The organism is Armatimonadota bacterium (genome assembly GCA_017993055.1).
Classification (GTDB): Bacteria; Armatimonadota; UBA5829; order DTJY01; family DTJY01; genus JAGONM01.
Genome location: JAGONM010000041.1, coordinates 1 through 19,844, shown reverse-complemented (window position 1 = coordinate 19,844; position 19,844 = coordinate 1). Strand labels below are relative to the sequence as shown.

At 62.7% G+C, this 19,844-nt stretch carries 13 protein-coding genes; 5 read left to right on the top strand and 8 right to left on the bottom strand.

The genetic code is table 11. The features are described 5' to 3' along the window. Position 1 precedes the first annotated feature (1 nt). The 6 genes from KBC96_13230 to KBC96_13205 form a co-directional block, all read right to left on the bottom strand. Positions 2-1,102 carry a hypothetical protein gene (locus tag KBC96_13230; protein MBP6965356.1) on the bottom strand — a complete coding sequence of 367 codons (1,101 nt, stop codon included), beginning with the start codon at positions 1,100-1,102 and terminating at the stop codon, positions 2-4. Between the two features lie 191 nt (positions 1,103-1,293). Next, complete coding sequence (locus KBC96_13225; GenBank protein MBP6965355.1) at positions 1,294-3,114, bottom strand: hypothetical protein; 1,821 nt, start codon at positions 3,112-3,114, stop codon at positions 1,294-1,296. Between the two features lie 172 nt (positions 3,115-3,286). After that, positions 3,287-5,359, bottom strand: coding sequence for a sulfatase-like hydrolase/transferase (locus tag KBC96_13220; protein ID MBP6965354.1), 2,073 nt, complete (start codon positions 5,357-5,359; stop codon positions 3,287-3,289). A gap of 15 nt (positions 5,360-5,374) precedes the next feature. Further along, the gene (locus tag KBC96_13215) at positions 5,375-8,374 is read right to left on the bottom strand and encodes a beta-galactosidase (protein ID MBP6965353.1); all 3,000 of its coding nucleotides are present in this window, start codon (positions 8,372-8,374) and stop codon (positions 5,375-5,377) included. Positions 8,375-8,455: 81 nt separating this feature from the next. After that, a complete protein-coding gene (locus tag KBC96_13210; GenBank protein ID MBP6965352.1) occupies positions 8,456-9,427 on the bottom strand; it encodes an ABC transporter permease in 972 nt (323 codons plus the stop codon). Further along, on the bottom strand, positions 9,424-10,422 hold the full coding sequence (locus KBC96_13205; GenBank protein ID MBP6965351.1) for a substrate-binding domain-containing protein: 999 nt from the start codon (positions 10,420-10,422) through the stop codon (positions 9,424-9,426). Before KBC96_13205 ends, KBC96_13210 begins: the two co-directional genes overlap by 4 nt. 227 nt (positions 10,423-10,649) lie before the next feature. On the opposite strand from KBC96_13205, the gene KBC96_13200 reads away from it, so the two are divergent. Both KBC96_13200 and KBC96_13195 read left to right on the top strand, forming a co-directional pair. Continuing rightward, positions 10,650-11,456 (top strand): hypothetical protein, encoded by an 807-nt coding sequence (locus KBC96_13200; GenBank protein MBP6965350.1) that lies wholly within the window; start codon positions 10,650-10,652, stop codon positions 11,454-11,456. Between the two features lie 1,069 nt (positions 11,457-12,525). Further along, positions 12,526-14,142: a carboxypeptidase regulatory-like domain-containing protein gene (locus tag KBC96_13195; GenBank protein MBP6965349.1), complete on the top strand. Its 1,617-nt coding sequence runs from the start codon at positions 12,526-12,528 to the stop codon at positions 14,140-14,142. A gap of 30 nt (positions 14,143-14,172) precedes the next feature. Here the strand turns inward: KBC96_13195 and KBC96_13190 are convergent, their stop codons facing one another. Both KBC96_13190 and KBC96_13185 read right to left on the bottom strand, forming a co-directional pair. After that, the gene (locus tag KBC96_13190) at positions 14,173-15,384 is read right to left on the bottom strand and encodes a hypothetical protein (protein ID MBP6965348.1); all 1,212 of its coding nucleotides are present in this window, start codon (positions 15,382-15,384) and stop codon (positions 14,173-14,175) included. Further along, positions 15,381-16,451, bottom strand: a complete 1,071-nt coding sequence (locus tag KBC96_13185) for a cytochrome-c peroxidase (GenBank protein MBP6965347.1) — start codon at positions 16,449-16,451, stop codon at positions 15,381-15,383. The genes KBC96_13190 and KBC96_13185 overlap by 4 nt, the downstream gene beginning before the upstream one ends. 26 nt (positions 16,452-16,477) lie before the next feature. Between KBC96_13185 and KBC96_13180 the strand changes: the two genes are divergently transcribed. From KBC96_13180 to KBC96_13170, 3 genes are all read left to right on the top strand, one after another. Continuing rightward, positions 16,478-17,812 (top strand): ABC transporter substrate-binding protein, encoded by a 1,335-nt coding sequence (locus KBC96_13180; protein ID MBP6965346.1) that lies wholly within the window; start codon positions 16,478-16,480, stop codon positions 17,810-17,812. 179 nt (positions 17,813-17,991) lie between these two features. Then, complete coding sequence (locus KBC96_13175; GenBank protein ID MBP6965345.1) at positions 17,992-18,900, top strand: sugar ABC transporter permease; 909 nt, start codon at positions 17,992-17,994, stop codon at positions 18,898-18,900. A gap of 174 nt (positions 18,901-19,074) precedes the next feature. After that, the coding region (locus KBC96_13170; protein MBP6965344.1) for a carbohydrate ABC transporter permease at positions 19,075-19,844 on the top strand (770 nt) is incomplete at its 3' end.

Sequence of the window (19,844 nt, the reverse complement as noted above, 5' to 3'; positions counted from 1 at the left end):
GTTAGTAGTAGTTGTCCCCGTACCCGCCCTTCATCGGCTCGATATCGCGGCTGAACTCCTGCGAGTAGGCGTCTACGAAGTACGTCCCCCCGACCGGAAGCTGCTGCCCCAGGAACCAATCGTTCCCGGTGCTGCTCACGAACCGCTGAGCGACCCACTCGTTCCAGCCGGTGATGAAGACGAACTGCGGATCGACCTCCAGGGCGCGCGTCCACTGCTCGGCGAAGGTGAGGCCCTGATCCATCGTGGGGGTCGTGGCATATTGGTCGATCGGCGGCTGGATGCCACCCTGCAAGCTTCGCCCCCGGAAATACTTGGGATGGCCCGCGACGGATACCGATATCTCCTCCGACACCCCGGGGGTGTGCCATCCCGGCACCTGCGGGTAGTTATCCAGCCACGTCCAGTTGTCCTGCGCGCCGGCGCTCCAGGCCCACGTCTTGCGGAACGTGAAGAAGTCCTGGAGCGCGGTGCTAAGCCCGTCCGGTTTGGTGAGGATCAGCGGCTTGCCGAGCCATCGGAACCAGAGGTCGGGGTAGAGGTTCTTGGAGTACAGATCGTTGTAGATTGTCTGGACCAGGGAGTTGTCGTTCGGGTTGACCAGGAAGCATACCTGGGGGGTCTTGCCGCCGTGATCGCCGATGTCCTGATAGACGCTCAGCAGCCCCATGTAGTTGTACGTGTACGGATAGCCGTTCGTCACGTCGAAGATAAGCGTGTCGATGCCCGCATCGGCGAACATCTGGCAGTGCTTGCGAATCACCCAGGTATCGTACGAGAGGTAGTATCCAAGCTCGGACTCGCCCCAGTGATGGAACTTGCCGACCGGACCCCAGGCGGGATCCGTCGGGTTGGCGGCGAGGAGCTTCGTGATATCGTAGGGCCCGCCGGTGCCGTGCTGGCCGAGCCACAGGAAGTAGAAGATGCCGACGTACCTGCCCTCTCGCACGGGGCCGCACTCCGCATAGCCGGGGAGCTCTCGGCCGAGCGCATCGGTCGCCACCCAGGCGTCGCTATTCGTATCCCAATCGGCGAACCCGACGGAGATAACCAAGGCAATCAGTGCTACGACGAGCACCGTCAAGACGAATCTGCTGTGCATCCGGTGTTTACCCTCCACGAGCGGAACTACCCGTGAGGCACCGGGCTCCCGTTGGTTGCTGATTCCTCAGCACCTATAGTTAAGTGTACCACACTCGACGGGCTGAGGTCTACCGGTAAGAATACCGGGTAGCGGGTGTCTCCATGAGTCCCTCCCCCACCCTCCCGGCTGCGGGGAGGGAGTAGGCGGTGCTACTTCGCGCGGACAAACCAGACGGTGCTGTGCGGTGGGAGGACCAACCTCCCTGAACTGAGGCGTTCTGCCGGATACGCAACTCCCGCGCCCGTCACGGGAACGGCAGCCGGGGAATCCCAGTGGTTGACGGCGACATCCACCTCGTATCCATTGCCGATGAGGAGCGCGGTCTCAAGGCCCGGCTCGACCGGCAGCCGGGACGCGCGGAGGGCGGACGACATCCGCCTGAGCGCCGACTTCAGCTCTCCGAGGCCGGAGTCCTCACCGCCGTCGAGGCTCAGCTTGATCACCTTCGCCCCACCCTTCTCGGTGTCCGCGAGCGTCTTCCGGTACGCGTCCGAATAAGGCGCATCCGGGACGACGAGCAGCTTGTACGGGCCGATATTCGTCGAACTGGTGAACGCCCATTCAACCGGCACGTCCGCATCGTGGAACACCTGCCAGATCCGCACCAGGCGGCGGTCTACCGGCACCTCGTCGGCATTGCGCATCACGTACGCCTCGTAGGGCATCACGATGGCGGATCGGGCGGGCGCAGGCTTGGCGGCGTAAAGGTACGGGGCGACGTCCAGGAAGACCTTGTTACCCACGGCGGCGTCCTCGCAGGCCTTCTTCTGCCAGAGCGGGGCGTCCTTCTCGCGCCGACCGGTGGCGGCGATCCCCGCGCGGTCGTCGCGCTCGTTGTAGCCATAGTGGAGGGGGAGCAGCCCGCGCGCGGACATGCTGCCGAGCATCTCGCCCTGCGTCCACGGGCGGTGGAACTCGACCGGGCGGGCGGTCCATGCCTTGTAGCCGGAGTCGAGGTAGTAGATCAACGCGCCGATCCGCCCGACGGAGGCCGACTTCATCAGATCCGCGTCGGCGAGAAGGAACTCGATTCCGTCGTCACCGTCATGCTCGTCGGCGATGACATCGAAGTCCTTCCACAGTTCGGGGCGGATCGCTCTCCGACCGATGCCACCCGCGTTGACCCCGCTCTTGCTGCCTTCGAGGAGCCCGTGCTGGCGGAAGGCGACCATCGCGTAGAGGCCGGGAAACTTCGCCTTGAGCCCGCGAGCGACTTGCCCCCAGCCGTCCGCGATGTACTGCGCGCGGAACTCGCCCCAGAGCAGGAGCACATCTTGTTTGTCGGTGTCGGTCGACTTCGGCGGCTCCTCGGCGAGGATCTTGCCGACGTGCTGCTTCTGGTACTCGATCCACTTCGCCTTCGTGTCGGCGGAGTACTCCAGCCAGTCGCCGTTGTAGTCGGCCATGCCGGTCTCGTAGATCACCAGCATGAGCGGGTGATGCTTGCCGTCGGGGCCGAGGATTCGCGGCCAGGCGGGATGGTCGATGTAGCGGGAGATCATCTGCGCCTGGTAATCAACCATCGCGGCGGCCCACTCGGGATCGCCCCACCGGGCGTAGCATCCCGGGCAGAAGCTGGTCGGAGGCGCGCCCTTCTCGGTGATCGGCGGCTCGTGGCGCTGGGCGAACGGTCCGCCGGCGTGGTAGTTGGCGTTCCACTGATCGGGCATCACCATGAGGCCGAGGCGGGCGGCGGAGTCGAAGTAGCGGTCCCACATCTCACCGAGGGAGAGGTGCGTATAGTCGGTGTAGGCGACGGTCCATCCACGGGCGGCGATGTCCTCGAGGTCGCGGTCCATGAGAGGGTACTCGGACGGGTAGTCGTAGTAGCGCTCGTAGTACATGGTCGAGACGAACGGCTTGCCGTTCTGGAGCATGCCGGTGAACTGCTTCGGCGGCTCGGAGATGTCGGCGGCCATCGCGCCGGATATGGTGGATATTGCGATCATCATTGGAATCACCGCTCTCATAGTTTCTCCTACTGCCTGTGTGCGCGTCCGTTGAATCGCGAAGCACGCGAAGGAGGGACGAAGGGCACGAAAGAAGACCCCTCGCATTCCATCGAAGGGTTCGCTGTCTACACGCTGCGTTCCTTGCCCTTCCCTTTGGCGGCCTTCGGGCCCCTTCGCGCCATTCGCGATTCTACTCCGCGGTCATCTTGCCGGCGTAGACGTCGACGCGTTCGATCAGGCCGACGAACGGCGTGGGCTCCTTGTAGCTGCCTACGAGCGAGCCGTTGTCCCTCCCGATCTGCAGACCCTCGACGGGATTCGCCGTGAGCCAGCCGACTTCGCCCTCGTCGAACGTCGAGACAGGCTTCGCATCGACGCCGATAACGGCGTACTTGTCCAGGATGTTGACGGTGAAGCGCGACCATTCATTGATGCCGACAGGATAGATCGACTTGAACTCAGACAGCTTGCCCTCTCTGCGGATCGCCAGGATGAGGTGGCTGTCCTTGAGGTAGAGCGCGTACCCGTTGCTCTCTCCGCCTTGGACGAATAGGACGCCGTTCGGCGACTCGGGCTTTGCCTTGACCGAGACGTACCAGTTGATCAGCCCCGAATCGAGCGTGGGCGAGGACGGGACGTCGATGAAGTCGCCCTTCTCCAGCCGCAGGACCTTCTTGCCGCCGTCCTCCACGAACTTGCCGCCGTGGATGGTGCCATCGTTCCCCTGGCCGGAGAGGTCCTTCGCATCGCCCTTGCTGAAGTCGTAGCTCAGCACCTTGCCCTTCACGCGCTCGACCTTCTCCCTGACGACCGGAGGCGATCCGAGCTGGACGCCCTCAGGGTAGCCGGTGGCCGCCTTGAGACGAGCCAACTCGTCCTTCATCTTCCTGACCCTGGCGGCGCGCATAGGATCCTGAGCGAGGTTATGCATCTCGATGGCATCCTTCTTCAGGTCGTAGAGCTCGTCAATGTCGTTCATATCGGGATAGCAGATGTACTTCCACTGGTCGGTGCGGACCCCGAGCATGAGCGGAAGTCCGGCCGCCCAGCCCTCGCGGAAGTACTCGTAGAGGAACGAGTCGTGGCCCGGCTTCCCCTTCAGGACGGGGACCATCGAGCGGCCCTGCATGCTCTCGGGGACCTTCACGCCCGCGAGTTCGAGGAGGGTCGGCGCGAGGTCGATGTTCAGCACCGTGCCGGCGACCTTGCTCCCGGCCTTCACGAGCTTCGGGTAGCGCACGAGCATCGGGATGCGGATGGACTCTTCGTACATCAGCCGCTTGTCGCCGAGTCCATGCTCGCCGATGAAGTACCCATTGTCGCCGGCGAAGACGATGACCGTGTTGTCGAGCTGGCCGGCCTTCTCCAGGGTGGCCAGCACCCTGCCGACGCTGTCGTCAACGGCGAGGATGGCGCGGTAGTAGTCCAGCATCCGCTTGCCGTCCCAGTTCTTGCGAGCGAGCTTGTCGGGGATGGGCTCGCCCTCGCTGTTGGCCCACTGCCTGCGCTGCATGCCGTAGGTGAAGGCACGACGCATCCACGCGGGTTTGTCGGCGAAGTCATCCTTGAAGCTGGCAGGCTCGGGGATGGAGGTGTCGGCGAAGGCATCTTTGTGCCGCTCGGCGGGGGTGAAGGGCTCGTGGACCGCCTTGTGGGCAAGCACCATGCAGAACGGCTTGTCTCGCTTCCTCTCCAGGAACTTGACCGCGTAGTCGGTGAGGATGTCCGTCACATACCCCTTGGCCTGGAGCTCGTGGCCGTTCTCGTTCAGCTTGGGGTCTTCATAGACGCCCTGTGCCTTGGAGCTGAGCCAGTAGTCGAATCCCGGGCGGGGGTCCGATGTCGGAGCCTGATGCCACTTGCCGACGTACGCCGTCTCGTATCCGGCCTTCTGCAGGACCTGGGCGAAGGTCGGGCACGAGGGATCGGGGTCCATGCCCTCATTCGTGACAACGCCGTGCTTGTGGGCATAGCAGCCGGTCATGAAGCAGGCCCGGCTCGGTGAGCAGAGCGCGGTCGTGACGAAGGCGTTTCGGACGTGTGCTCCCTCGCGGGCGATTCGGTCGAGGTTCGGGGTCTTGAGCCACGACGGGTGTCCCATGAATCCCATCGAGTCGTAGCGCTGGTCGTCGGTCAGGATGAACAGGATGTTCGGCCGCTCTCCTGCGCAGGATGCGTCGTCACCCAGGGATAGACCGGCTGCCAGGACTCCGGCAGCGGCCGCCCCCCGACTCATGAACTCACGACGTGTGATCGGATTCATTGGTTGCTCCCTTGGTTACTGCGCGATCTGGGCGAGAACCGGCACCATCGGGAGGAGAGTCTCTACCTTGGACTTTCCGCCTAGGCTGAGGAGATCGGCAGCCTCGAGGACGGGATCCTCCGCGGTCAGTCTCTCGTAGATCACGTTCCTGCGCGATATCAACTTCACGTTGACCGGCCTGCTCAGCAGATCAACGACGTTGACCAACTGGCGGTCGCCGACCTTAGCCGCGAGCCATTCGACGCCCCACACGGGTTCGCCGGTCTTCGCATCGACTACGCGGACCTCGGGTAGAGCATGGGCGGCTTCGAGGAGGTCTATGAAGAACGGCCACATCTGCTTCTCGGAGTCAGCATCGGCCGGCAGGGGATAGCTGTCCCTCACGAACCTGACCGCGGCCTGGTCAAGAGCGCTGCCGTAGGGGTCCTTCTGCGGCCCCTCACCGATGACCACCAGGCGCGTGTCAATGCCGACTCTGGCCAAAGCATCGAACGCCGCCCGGGGAAGATGCGTCACCTCGGGGAGGACGATCATGCTGTAGTCCTTGCCCTTCCCCGCGGCAAGCTGCCTCTCCGAGATGAAATCCACATTGACGCCGCAGAAGTTGAGGGCCGTGTACGCACGGCCGGCCGCGTCGGGATACCTGGGGCTGTGGATCAGCGACGCCATCGAGAAAACGATCGCGACCGGCGACTTCGCGTTCTGGAGGGCGGTAACCTCGTCCGCGAACCGGTTGAGGTCGAGGCATGTGCGCCCGACCGCTTCGGCGCATCCCGGGCGGTCCATGACGTTTCCGTAGAATGGCGCCGACCAGACGTAGGCGGGATCGTCCCTGTCGGCAGCGCGATCCCAGACCCAGATGGTCGTCGCTCCCTGGCCGTGTATAGCGCCCTGCCAAAGGGCGGTGCGGAAGTGCTCGCCGGGGAGGTAGTAGGTCGAACCGTCGAGCGTCAGATGGTTCTCGGAGTTGAAGATCGGCTTGCGGCCTACGGAGCGCTGGAGGTCATACATCATGTTCTGACCGTGCCAGCCGAGCGCCCAGCCACCGCCCTCGCGGCCCCAGATGATGCAGTCGTTGCCGTTGATCTGCGAGAAATCCGAGAACTTTTCGGCATCGATTCCCCATGCGACGTTGTGGCGCTGGAGGAGGGTCCACGCCATCACCTTGGCGTGAATCGGGACGCCCGGCGCCATCTCGTGGATGACGTCGGCCATCCACTGATGCCACCCGGCGAACCGGTCCTGGTTGAAGATACAGTAGTCGTAGAACTGGGGAGCGCCGAAGTCTCCGTTGCCGGGGATCGGCACTGCCGCGAAGTCGGAGTGGCCCGTCCCGTAAAGCTTGTTCATCGTTGCCACATCGCCGTGAACCTTCTGCAGATACCTCGGCCACATCTGCTTGGTGATCTCGCAGCCCTGTCCCCTGTCGAACATAGACTCGTTGGACAGGCAGAAGCTGTGCAGCGCGGGCTTTCCACCGATGATCGGGATCACCGCCCGCAAGAACTTCTCGATCACCTGTTTGGCCTCGGGCTCATCCACGCAGAAACCGAGAAAGCCGCCGCCGCCCGCGCCGAGTTTCGGCCACTTCTCCATCGCCCACGTGGGGAAGTAGTGCGGCGAGAGGAGCACGTTGACCTTGACGTTGTGCTTCGCCGCATTGTCGAGCACCGCGGCGACATCCCTGGCGGCCTTCAAGGATACCTCGTCGGCGGTCGGGAGAGTGATGGCCGGCCCGACCTCGATCTGGATGATGTTGACTCCGTAGCCTGGGAATCGCGGTATGTCCTTCCGGACCTGACTGAAATGCCCGTAGCCACAGAAGAAGACCGGGCCGCGATCCTTCTTGCCCTTGACGTCCCGGCGGTCGGCGACAAAACTGATGCCCTCGATATCCATTCGGCTCGTCCGGTAGCGCCGGGCAATCGGGGCGACCTTCGGATCGTCGAGGCAGGCACGCATCTCGGCCATCGCGCCGTCCAGAGAACGGCTGAGGTCCTTCACCGCGAAGTCGGCCCGCCGCTCCTCGCCTTTGGTGAGGTCCCTGCGGGTGAGCGGGATGAACTGCTCGACGAGCGTTCTCGTGACAGTCGGGTAATCCAGAGGTATGCCGTGGGCGCGGCAGCTCGCATAGAGCGACAGGAACCGCGCGAACTTCCTCTCGACTGCATCGAGGTCGGCGCTGATCACTCTCGTGCTGAGTTTCTCTATCGTTCGGGAGGCCGAAGCGATCTCCAGACCCTCACTATCGAGCACGCGGACCCTGCAGTCGAGGTTGCGAACCGCAGCGGCGCCGGTGTTCCACTTCCACTCGACGGCAGTTGAACCGGGCTTGACCGACTCCGACCCTCTGAAGAGAACCTGGTCGCCCGTGAGTACCGTTGCTTCCAGAGTCGAGCCCTGCGGAGCGGCTTCGACGGAAACGGCGAGGAGCGCGGCCGCGTCGTCGCCCTGCACCTGGCCGGGAATGATGACCGATCCCTCGAATCCTCCGCCGCGCAGCGGCGTACCGACCGGACGCAGGGATATGTCGTCAATCGCCAGTTCCTTGCACACGTTGACGATGTTTATTCCGATATTCACGCCCGTCTGTCCCTCGCCGGCCCTGAAGCGGGTAGAGACTCTCTTCCAATCGTAGGTCCCGTCCGGAATGTTCAACTGGTAGCTTGACCAGTCGGTGAAGTGAGTGCCGGTTGCCACCCCCTCACCCCGAACCCAGACGCTGAGCTCGTACTCGATGCCGGGCAGGATGCCGACTCCCTGGTACAGGCGGGCGTAGACCTCCGGTGCGAGGCTGCTGTCGTTTACGAACACGAGGCACCGATTTCCCGAATGGGGATCTGTGGCACTCGAATGATAGCTCGCGGCGGCGCGAGTGTACCATCCCCAACCGGGCGAGTCGTTACCGGGAACGACTTCCTCGAAGCCGGGGTTTGCGATCGTCGGCACGAGGGCGGAAGCAGCCGACGGAGTGATCAGAGCGGCACATAGAACGATCAGGACAAGGCAGCGCATGACGGGCCTCCGGAATCACAGAGTGGAATGGCGGTAGTCACTTACGAGCTAAAATACCTGCCGGCGTTCAGCAATGTCAAGCTACGCGCGGCGGTGGCGCAGGCGGTCGAGCGCGACGGCGGCCACGATGATACCGCCGGTAATGATCTCCTGCACCCAGTTTGCCAGACCCATCTGGGCGCACCCGGAGCGGATCACGGTCATGATAAGAGCGCCGATCAGCGAGCCAAAGATGGACCCCTCGCCGCCGGAGAGACTCCCGCCGCCGATGACAACCGCTGCGATCACGTCGAGCTCGAGTCCGGAGGCGGCGGTCGGATCGCCGACGGTCAGTCTGGAGAACTGCATCACCCCGGCCAGTCCCGCGAAGGCGGCGCTGCCGGCATATACCATCAGCTTCATCCGCTGCACGTCAATCCCGGAGAGTCTGGAGGTCTGCTCGCTCGATCCGATGGCGAGGACGTACCGCCCGAATCGCGTATATTTGAGCATGACCGCGACCGCGACGGCGAGGACAAGCATGATCCAGACGCCCGGCGGGACGAACACCCAGCGCTGGTCGGGAGGGAGCGAGGCGAGAAGGCCGTTCAGCGCGGTCCACGGGGCGTCAACCTTCTGCTCGTGAGCGAAACCCTTGGCGATGCCCCTGACCGCGAGGAGCATGCCCAGGGTGACGATGAACGGCACGACTCGGAGTCGGGTGACGATGAATCCGTTCAGCAGCCCACAGAGAAAGCCTGAGAGTACTCCAGCAGAGGCGGCGACGAGCGGGCTGCACCCCTTCGCGAGGCAGGAGGCGATCGTGACGGTGCTGAGCGCGATGATCGAGCCGACGGAGAGATCAATGCCCCCGGCGATGATGACCATCGTCATGCCGAGGGCGGCCGTCCCGACCACGGCTGTCTGGCGGGCGATGGTCTCCATGTTCCGCACCCCGGTAAAGCTGTCCGGGGCCAGGGCGGCGAACAGGCCGTACACGACGGCCAGGCCCAGGAGCGGGCCGAGCCGGTTGACGAGCGCCGGACCGGTCGGACTCGTCGTCGGGCTCTTCATTCGCCCCCCAGCCATTTCTCAAGGTCGGGTTGGAGGAGCTCCTGCATCTCCGGCGTGTTCATGTTGCCGGGCGTGACCAGCTTCGCGCCGGTATCCACCTTGGCCGGGACCTGCTTCCCCTGCAAGTGCTCAGTCATCGTCTTCACCGCCATGTAACCCATGCGCATCGGGTTCTGCAGCACGAGTCCATGGATATGGCCGCGCTTCATGCCGTCAATCAGCTGCTTGGAACCGTCGAATCCGACGTACTTCACCTTTCCCGCGTACCCGCCGTCCTGAAGCGCGCGGAGCATGCCGAAGGTGGTGGACTCGTTCGGGCAGAAGATACCGTCAACGCCAAGGACGCCGTCCTTCTTGAAGCGGGAGAGCAGGTTTTCGCCTGCCTTGTAGGCGCTCTCCGGGGTGACGCCTCCGTACTGGTTGGAACTGACGACCTTGATACCCGGATGCTCGGCGATCGCGTCCATGAAGCCCTTCTCGCGCTGCATCGTGCTCTCAGAGCCCTCGCTGTACCTGAGCATCATCACCCGACCCTTACCGTCGAGAATCGAGGCCATGTGGCCGCCCGCAATACGCCCGCCCTTGTAGTTGTCGGTGGCCACGAAACTGACGAAGTCGCCGCCCTGAAGCCCGGAGTCGAAGATCACGACCGGAATGCCGCTGTTAGCGGCGTTGGCGACCGGTGCGCGCAGAGCCGCGTCATCGAGCGGGGCGAGCGCGATGCCGGACACGCCCCGGGTGATGAAGTCCTCGACCACGGCTATCTGAGCGTCGCGGTCGTCCTCCTTTGTGGGACCCTTCCAGATTACGTCAACGCCGAGTTCTCTCGAAGCTTTCACAGCACCGGCGTGGACGCTCTTCCAGAACTCGTGCATCGTGCCTTTCGGAATGACCGCGATCGTGATCCTGTCCGACTTCGCGCCAGACTGCTTGCCGCATCCGGCGGCGCACGCCACCAACAGCGCTATCACCAACATCCTGAAGACGTTTCGCATGGTCGCCCCTCCTGCTATTCTCGTGCACGGGATGAACCGGGCCACCCGCGCCTTTCTCTACGTTTGCGCCCCATGACAAGGATTCCTTCCGAAGGGCAACGAGGACGCTCAACGGTTTACTTCCGGCTGGAATGGTGATAAACTCTGGATTGAGCCTGCGTGATGCGACGGAAACCGCCGATAATGCTGGTAGAAGTACCAGCATTCCAGGCGAAGGATGACTCATCGTGTCAGAAAACACCGGTCCCGAAACCCTCAAAGAGAAGCTTCTGAGGGCGCTGAAACACAAGGCCGTTCTGGCCGAGCGGAGCAAGCGCCTCCAGCAACAGGTGGACGACTTCCGAAACCGGGAGTCCACCATGAACCACGTCACGTCCGAGCTTCTTCAGCGCCAGAGAGAGCTGAACTTCATGCTGCACCGCGCGAGCTCGGTACTGCACCAGATGCAGGAGACAAACCTGGCGCTGTCCGCCGAGTTCACCCACATAGTGAAGGAGCTTCCTGCCCCGCGCGATGGCGAAGCAGGCGCGACTTCGGATTGGGACGAGACGATCAACCGAGTGAACGACCTGTTCCGCCGAACGCATGAACTGGCGGGCGAGATGCAGGACGAGATATTCCGATCGGCTTCGGGTTCCGCGCCGCTCGAGTCGATGTCAGACCAGCCGGAGACGGCATCGAACGCGACTCCGTCCGACGACACGGACCCCGAGCCGAGGGTAGTGGAGACGCATGCGTGGACTCCGGAGCGGCACGTCGCCGAGACGATCGGGCAGGTGGCAACCCTCGAGGTCTCCGACGCTCGCGAGGCTGAGGCGGAGTCCGAGCCGGCGATCGTCCGCGCAACGATAGTTGACGCCCCGCCGACAGCCGAGACGAACGACGATGACGGCTCGGTAGAGGATCTTTTCCGCAGGCTGAACGCAATCACGGATGATCCGGATGAATGGCAGGAGGACGGAAGCGCGTCACTCCAGTCGTCGCGCAAGCCGAGCCTCCTTGCCCGCATTTTCGGGATGGGCGAGGAATCGTAGCGATCCGCGTTCGACCGCCCCCTTGCCAGCCGACACTTGGTCCGCCGCGGACTTGACTTACAGAGCATTATGCGCTATTCTCTAGGCAGGTAGTGAGAGTGAACCCCCGCCTCATCCCCTATGCCGGCCCGGGCGCGCGATGAAGTCCGGGGCTTCCGCAGGGTTCGACATGATGAGCAAATCCCGATCCAGCGCGATGCAGTATCTGCGGCTGGCGGCTCTGCTGGCGGCGCTCCTTGCCCCGAAGGCGGCCCAGGCAGCCCCGCCTCTGTGCCCCCACGTGCTCGAATGGAACAGCTCGATCCAGAACTGGGCCAACGGCGCTCCGTGGATCAAGGTAATCTTTTCTGGCCAGATCGCGACCGCCCAGGCGCGCGGCGCACAGGTCTTCTACCGACCCTACGACACATCCATCGGTACGGACGACGGCGACCTTCCCACCAACGTGACGGGAACGCAGTACGCCGACGCGGTGTGGGCAAAGGTATCCGGCCTCGCCGTGAAACCCCAGGCGATCGGGTATCGGAACGAGTTTCCCTGGTACGGCACCGCTGCGAATCGCCACACGTCCGCGCAGTTCCGGTCTTACCGCGACAGACTGCGCGCTCTCGGATACTCGGGGATGGTGGTATACGGCTCATACGGGGTCGGCTGGCCGGACTCGGCGGTCTGGGATGAACCGGAGGTCGCCGATGCCGCGAGCTGCGCCGACGCGATCGAAACGCACGAGTATTTCGACTTCGACGTGAACTGCATGTCGCCCTGGCTGACCTTCAGGCACAGAGACATCGCGATCGGACAGCATCCGGCTCTGCTCGGGGGCAAGCCGTGGTTCATAGGCGAGTTCGGTTCGGACAGGGTCTGCAACCCATCCGTCGAGTGTGATGACGCCCTGTGCCGCAGCGGATGGCTCGACAACAACAAGCTGTCGGAGTCCGCATACGTGACGCAGATGACCGCATATAGAGCAGGATGCCATCCGAACGTCTTAGCGGTCTTCGTATTCCAGCAGGGCGCCGCCGGGTGGGCGAACTTCGAGACCATCAACAGCGCCGCTGTCTCCGCCTACATGAAGTCCACCTGGACGTCGCCGACCACCGGAACGATCAGCGGCTGGGTTCGAACGACCGGCGGAACGGGGATCTCAGGGGCAACGGTCTCGACCAACACCGGCGGGTACAGGGCGACCACGGATTCCAACGGCGACTATACCCTGAGCAATGTGAACGCCGGGACCTACTCGGTGACAGCATCGAAATATGGATATGCTCCGTCGAGCGCCGCAGTCACGGTCACGGCCGGCAGCACGAGTGTCGCAAACTATACGCTTACCGAACTCGACCTGACTCCCCCCACGATCGCCAATATCACGCCGACACCAGCGTGGGCCGTGCCAAACGGCACGATCACCATGGCCGCCGACGTGACCGACAACAAGGCAATCGCGATGAGTTCGATCGCGCTCGTGAGGCCGACCAACCTGGTGGTGAATCCCAGCTTCGAGTCCGGCCTGGCCGGATGGACGAACGAAGGCAGCCCTCCGTATTCGACAGACAACAACTACCCCGCGCCTACGGCGAAGGACGGAGCGCACTGGGCGGGAACGTCGTGCGGATACGGCAGCGGGGTCAAGAACTCCGAACTGCGCCAGGTCGTGAACGTATCGCCGCTGACGAAGTATTTCCTGTCGGTCTGGGTCAACACCGACGGCAGCCCCAATCCGTGCAGTGCGTTTCTGCAATGGAAGAACGGCGCAGCGACCGGCGACGGGCAGTGCACGACCCTCGTATCAGCAACCAACAACACCATCGGATGGAAGAGGCTGTACGCTCTGGTGACACCGACCGGATCGCAGTTGACGATCGCACTCAAGCTGAGTTGGGATTGCGGCGGAATGGGAGGAGGCGGCAACTTCGACCTGGCAGAGGTGCGCCCTGCACTCTCGCCGAGCACCTACTCAGGTGGAACGGCTACGTGGAACGGAGTGGCGATTCCGGCGACCTGTGAGTTCCTGATCTACGCGAGAGATACCTCGCTGAACGCAAGCCTTGCGGTCTCTCCGACCATCACGGTTGCAGAGACGCCGCTTACGATCTCGCAGGCCAAGGGATACACCGACGGATACGCGGTGCAGCTCACGAACAAGGTTCTCACCGCCTCTATGGGCGCGCTGTCCTGGGTCCAGGAGGGCGACCGGAGTTCGGGAATCAGAATCAACACCGGCACCAGCGCCCCGCTCGGATCCAGGATGACCGTCGCGGGCAGGCTGCTGACCGTGGACGGGGAGAGAAGCCTCGATGAGGCCGTAGCTGTGCAGACCGGATCGCCGATGCCCGCAGACCCGCTCTACCTAGGAAACGGCATACTCGGCGGCGCGAACCTCAATCTCTACACGCCCGGGATCACGGGCGGATTGGGGGCGAACAACATCGGCCTGCTGGTGACCACTTTCGGGCGCGTCACTTTCGCGGGCTACGGCTTCTTCTACCTGGATGACGGCTCGAAACTCGACGACGGGTCCGGTCATCGGGGTTTGAGGGTCTCTGCCACGGGGCTGACCTTCCCCTCTGAAGGGTTCGTAAAGGTCACGGGCATCAGTTCCTGTGAGAAGAACGCCCAGGGCAAGGTCGTCCCGCTCCTGAGGGTCAGAAAGCAGGAGGACATCGGCGAGATCGTCGGGGGTTGAGCCGAAGCCTCCTGCTTGGTGGGCCAAGACTCAGAATGCCCAGTCTACACGAGCCGCCGCGAAGTTCTCCGTCAGGTCCGACCCCGGACCGACGCCGTTATCCACCTTGCGATGGGAGTACTCTATCTGCAACATGAGCGGATGCGCGAGGTGCTGCCGCCAACCCACCGTGATCCGGCTGACGTCGTGGTTGTCGGCGGACGGCGTTTTCACCCAGTCGAATCGCGCGAACTGAGCCGACTCCATAGCAAAGTGGTTGAACTGCACGAATCCGCCCGAGAATGTGTAGGTATCCCCGGGAGCAGCGATGTTGAACCCGCTGCTGTCCCTGCCCTGCAAGTACTGGATATCAACGTTGTACTCGCTGAAGTTCAGGGCCGCATCGAGCCCGTATCGGTTGAAGTTGTGTCTCGCACCACCGCCGTCGGGCTCAGCCCTGCCGAAGTAGGCAAGCGCGCCGAGCCGGTGTCCGGCGGTCTGCCCGAACCCCTGGCCAAACACGTAGGCGCCTCGCACATAGATGTCCGCCGGGGAGTCGCTCGAATCGTTGCTGCTGGAACCGTTTACGAAACCTAAGGCGTACTGAAGCGGACTTCGGCCCCAGCCAGTCAGTTCCACCCCGGTCGCCGGATTCGCCAGAGAGAAGCGGTTCAGAGACCCAGACGATCCGTCGAACTCGTAGACCTCATACGGCGATATTGTGATCTTGCGCAGCGCGGAGAAGGGAACGTACTGCCCCTCGAACTTCCCCAGCCTGGCGTTCAGCCACGTCGATCCGAGGCCGCTGAAGATCACGTTCGCCTGCTCCAGCGAGGCATCCTGCGCTTCCACGCCGCTGCCTCCATCTATCCGGGGCAGGTATCCCAGGAAGAAGCCTGCGTTCTCGCCGAGCAGACCCGCGCCCAGTATGTCGAGGCCGTTGAGCTGGAATTGGTTGACCTTATCACCGGCAGTGCCGGGCGAGAAGCTGTCGCTCGTGTAGCCGGCCTGAGTCCGAAACGCCAGCGGGGCGCCGGGAACATCGAGTATCGTCTGCTCGATGTTCTCCTGTCCCGGAATCCGGTAGCCGTTAGCACGGTACTTCTGACCGAAATCGTTCAGGCGGGGCCACGCAACGTGACACATCCCGCAGTTGAAGCCGTATTTCCTCGCCAACGCCGGCATCGCGCCCGACGGACTCTGGCAGAGCGCGATGATCGATCCCGTCATCGCGACAATCACAAACCAGCGCAGTCTGTTCATCGGACTCCCTCCTTCATCATGCGGCTGAGATCCTGAGCGGTGATCTCCGGGTCCGGCAGGGCGGGCGGCTCCGTGATCGGGAACGGCCCTGTCAGCGCTTCCATGAATGCGACCAGGTCCTTCTTCTCGCTCTTCGATAGATTGAGCGGGACCATTGTGTGATCGAGGTTCGGGTTCGGAACGCCGCCACGGTTGTAGAACTCGACGACGGCCTCCAGGGTCGGCTCGGAGCCGTCGTGCATGTAAGGCGGGGTCAGCGCCACGTTTCTCAGCCGCTGGGTCAGAAACGCGCCCATGTCCCTGGGGTTCTTCGTGACTTCGTAGCGGCCGACATCCTTGTACTTGCCGCCCGAATAGCCCGCCCCGAGATTGTGAAAGCTCGAGTCGCTGAACGCGGGCCCGCTGTGGCAGACGTTGCAGTGACCCTTGCCGTTGAATATATGCATCCCGCGCACGGCGGACTTGCTCATGGCCGCCCGATCGCCTTTGAGGTACATGTCGTACGGCGAGTCACCGGTGACGATGGTGCGCTCGAACGCGGCGATAGCTTTGGCCATCAGTTCGATGTTCGGCGCGGCGCCGAATACCTCTCGGAACTGAGCAACGTAGCCCGGAATGTGGCTCAGGCGATAGTCGAACTCTTCCTCGGTCAAATCCATCTCGACGGGATTCTGAACCGGGCCGACCGCCTGCTTCTCCAGATGCACCGCGCGCCCATCCCAGAACTGAGGGATGATGTAGGCCGAATCAATGATGGACGGGGAGTTCCGCGTGCCTTTCTGATGGGCGACTCCCTCAGACACGGGACCTGAGTCCGCCCACGCCTTCTTCGGGTCGTGGCAGCTCGCGCAACTGATGGTCCCGTCTGAAGAGAGCCGGCCGTCGAAGTACAGTTGCTCCCCGAGCCGGATCTTCGCGTCGGTCATCGGATTGTCGGCGGGAATGGGAACGGCGGGGAGCAGGCCGTTCGCATACATCTGCCCGTTTGCGACCGAGATCCCGCCCTGTAAGAGAATCAGGAATCCGGCGACGAGAACGATAGCCGAGACAGCCAGTATCACTCGCATAGAGCACCTCCTTGTGTCATGGCACGTTGCTCATTATACTCTCTCTTACCCGGTTGAGGGAACAGGCAAACAGCATTGACATTCTCATCTCGTTTGCGATACCGTATCTTACCGTGCCTACGCGCAGACCGCAACTACTCGCTCTGACTATGCTCGTCCTGATCGCCGGATGCACTCACCGCCAGCAGACCAACACCGGCGGCGTCATCACCCTCGAGTTCTGGAACGGGTTCACCGGCCCCGACGGCAAGACGATGGAGAAGATCGTCACGCGGTTCAACGCCGAGCACAAGGACATCCAGGTCCGCATGCAGATCATCCCCTGGAACACCTACTACGACAAAGTCACGCTCGGACTCGCGTACGGCGGGGCGCCGGACGTGTTCATCCTCCATACCGATCGCCTGCCGGAGTACGCGGACTCGAATGCGATAAGCTGCGTTGATGATCTCATCGCGAACGGCAGCGTAGACCCGAAGGATTTCATGGAGCGACCCTGGGCAGCCGCTCGCTGGAAGGATAGGCAGTACGCCCTCCCGCTCGACTGCCATCCGCAGGGACTTTACTACAACACCGAGCTTTTCCGGAAGGCGGGCATCAGGAAGCCGCCGGCCAGCCTCACGGAGTTCATCGAGGCCGGGAAGAAACTGACGATCGACGAGAACGGCGACGGGAAGCCCGAGCAGTGGGGATTCGCCTACACGTGGCTGCGGACGAACGCCCACACATTCCTCGCGCAGTACGACTCCGGCTGGATGACGAAGGACACAAAGCATTCCGATCTCACGAGCGACAATGCGAAAGCGGCCTTCCGCACTATGACCGATCTGATATACAAGGACAAGATCTGCCCCGCGCCGGAGGGCCAGGATGCCTGGATCGGATTCCGCACCGGCAAGGTGGCGATGGCGATCGAGGGAATCTACATGCTCTCGAGCGTCGAGGAGCAAGAAGGCCTCCACTTCGCAGGCGCTCCCTGCCCGCAGTTCGGGCCGGTCAAGGCGGTATGGGGCGGCTCGCACCTCCTCGCGATGCCTGCGAAGATCTCGCCCGATCAGCGAAAGGCGGGCTGGGAGTTCATGAAGTATCTCTCGGACCACTCGCTCGACTGGGCAGAGGGAGGACAGGTGCCGGTGAGGAAGAGCATCCTCGTCACACCGGAGTTCAGGCGGATGTCGGTGCAGTACGAGTTCAGCAAGAAGCTTCCGTATGTCGTGTATCTCCCGCAGTCGACGGCCATCAACCAGGTGCTCCCGTTCTGCGATGCGTCGGTCGAGGCGATACTGAACAGGATCAAGCCGACGGACGAGGCGCTGTCGGAAGCCGCAAGGCGCATAGACAACGTGCTCGAGAGGCAGTGAGCGCACCGTGGTGGCGTCTTCAGTCGGCGACCAGTTGTGCGACAAGGACGCTTCTCGATATGCTACGCTACTCGAAGCTGTCGGATACTAGTTGCGGCACAGAACAACCGATCTCCTCGAGTAGCCGCTCTGGTGGCATAACGAGAAGCCAACCAGACTCATCGCGGGTTGGAGAAAGCATGAAGCTCTGGAACAGAAACAAATACGCGGCCATGTTCCTGCTGCCGTACGCAACACTGTTCACGATCTTTGTCGTGACGCCGGTCATCTACGGCTTCTTCATCAGCCTGCACAAGTGGTACATACTCGCTCCGAGGCCGGAGTTCATCGGTTTCGCCAACTACTCCGCCGTGCTCAAGGACGATCTGTTCCGAACCGCCTTCATGCGCACGGCGTACTTCGTGATCATGGTCGTTCCCGTCGGGAATGCGCTCTCCCTGCTGATGGCGGTCGGGCTGAACCAGAACTACCGGGGCACGACGCTCTACAAGGTCGCCTACTACCTGCCCGTGCTGACGTCGGTCTCGGTGACGGCGATCCTCTGGCGGTGGCTCTACAGCTCTGACTTCGGGCTGCTGAACTACTACCTGAACCAGACCGGTGCGTTCTTCCACTCACTCGCCCCGAGCATCTTCTCCGGCAACTGGGAGGTCGGATGGCTCCGTAGCACTTCTACCGCGATGCCTGCGATCGCGCTGCTCTCAGTATGGTGGGGAGCCGGCGGGAACATGCTGATCTACCTCGCCGGCCTGAAGAACGTACCGAAGGAACTCCTCGAGGCGGCGGAGATAGACGGCGCGACACCAATGCAGAGGTTCTGGAGCGTCACCATTCCGCTGATCCGCCCGACCATGCTCTTCTGCCTGGTGATGTCGGTGATCGGGTCGTCGCAGGTTTTCGGGCAGACGTATATCCTCACCGGCGGCGGCCCGTACTACTCGACGCTCACGGTGATCCTGTACATGTACCAGCAGGGCTTCGGGCTCTACCAGCTCGGATACGCGGCGGCGGTGGGATACGTGCTATTCGCGGCGGTGCTGGTGTTCACGATCCTGCAGTTCAAGCTGCTCTCATTCAAGAGGATGTAGAGGAAGGCAAATTCGAAGCACGAAGCACGAAATTCGAAACAAATCCGAATGACTGAATACCGAAAAGGCAAACGGAGGTTCGTCCCAATCGTTTTCCGATTTGCCCTTTTCCCATTTGCCTTATTGTTTCGTGCTTCGAGTTTCGAATTTCGAATTTCCCGCCCGGGGTTCAACATGGGAAGTAGACACAAAAAACGTGTCGCAGTCAAAGGGCTCGTCGCGCAACTGATAATGGCGGGCGGGGCGGTGGTCATGCTCGCGCCGATCGTGTGGATGCTCTCCACGTCGCTCAAACACGAGTCCGCCGTCCTGAGCGCAGTGCCTCAGTGGATCCCCCGCCCCGCGACCGCCGAGAACTTCGTCGGGCTTTTCACCCAGGCGAAGGACTTCCCGGTTGTCCGGTGGCTCTTCAACAGCCTGTTCATCTCGTTCGCGCACACGGGGCTCGTGCTCCTGATCGCAAGCAGCGCGGCCTACGCATTCGCGCGGCTGGACTTCAAGGGTCGGGAGGCCGGGTTCATGGTCGTCGTCGCCACGATGATCATCCCGGCCCAGATCACCCTGATCCCCGTGTTCCTGATCGTGCAGAAACTCGGATGGTTCAACAGCTACTACGGGCTGATCGTTCCCGGGCTCGCGGGCGGGTTCGGGGTCTTCCTGTTAAGGCAGTTCTTCATGCAGATACCGGTCGAGCTCGAGGAGGCCGCGTTCATGGACGGCGCGACCCCGATCACGATCTACTGGAAGGTCATCCTCCCGCTTGCGAAGCCCGCGCTCGCCGCGCTTGCGATCTTCAGCTTCATCGGCTCGTGGAACGACTTCGCGTGGCCGCTGATCATCACGAACGACATCAACCTCCGGACGCTCCCGATCGGCATCATGATCTTTCAGGGGCGGTACACCCAGGAGTTCGGCCTGACGATGGCCGCCGCCGCCGTCTGCTC

Coding starts and splice junctions, on each gene's coding strand:
- KBC96_13230 (MBP6965356.1), bottom strand. CDS start 1,102: ATGCACAGCAGATTCGTCTTGACGGTGCTCGTCGTAGCACTGATTGCC.
- KBC96_13225 (MBP6965355.1), bottom strand. CDS start 3,114: ATGAGAGCGGTGATTCCAATGATGATCGCAATATCCACCATATCCGGC.
- KBC96_13220 (MBP6965354.1), bottom strand. CDS start 5,359: ATGAATCCGATCACACGTCGTGAGTTCATGAGTCGGGGGGCGGCCGCT.
- KBC96_13215 (MBP6965353.1), bottom strand. CDS start 8,374: ATGCGCTGCCTTGTCCTGATCGTTCTATGTGCCGCTCTGATCACTCCG.
- KBC96_13210 (MBP6965352.1), bottom strand. CDS start 9,427: ATGAAGAGCCCGACGACGAGTCCGACCGGTCCGGCGCTCGTCAACCGG.
- KBC96_13205 (MBP6965351.1), bottom strand. CDS start 10,422: ATGCGAAACGTCTTCAGGATGTTGGTGATAGCGCTGTTGGTGGCGTGC.
- KBC96_13195 (MBP6965349.1), top strand. CDS start 12,526: ATGAAGTCCACCTGGACGTCGCCGACCACCGGAACGATCAGCGGCTGG.
- KBC96_13190 (MBP6965348.1), bottom strand. CDS start 15,384: ATGAACAGACTGCGCTGGTTTGTGATTGTCGCGATGACGGGATCGATC.
- KBC96_13185 (MBP6965347.1), bottom strand. CDS start 16,451: ATGCGAGTGATACTGGCTGTCTCGGCTATCGTTCTCGTCGCCGGATTC.
- KBC96_13175 (MBP6965345.1), top strand. CDS start 17,992: ATGAAGCTCTGGAACAGAAACAAATACGCGGCCATGTTCCTGCTGCCG.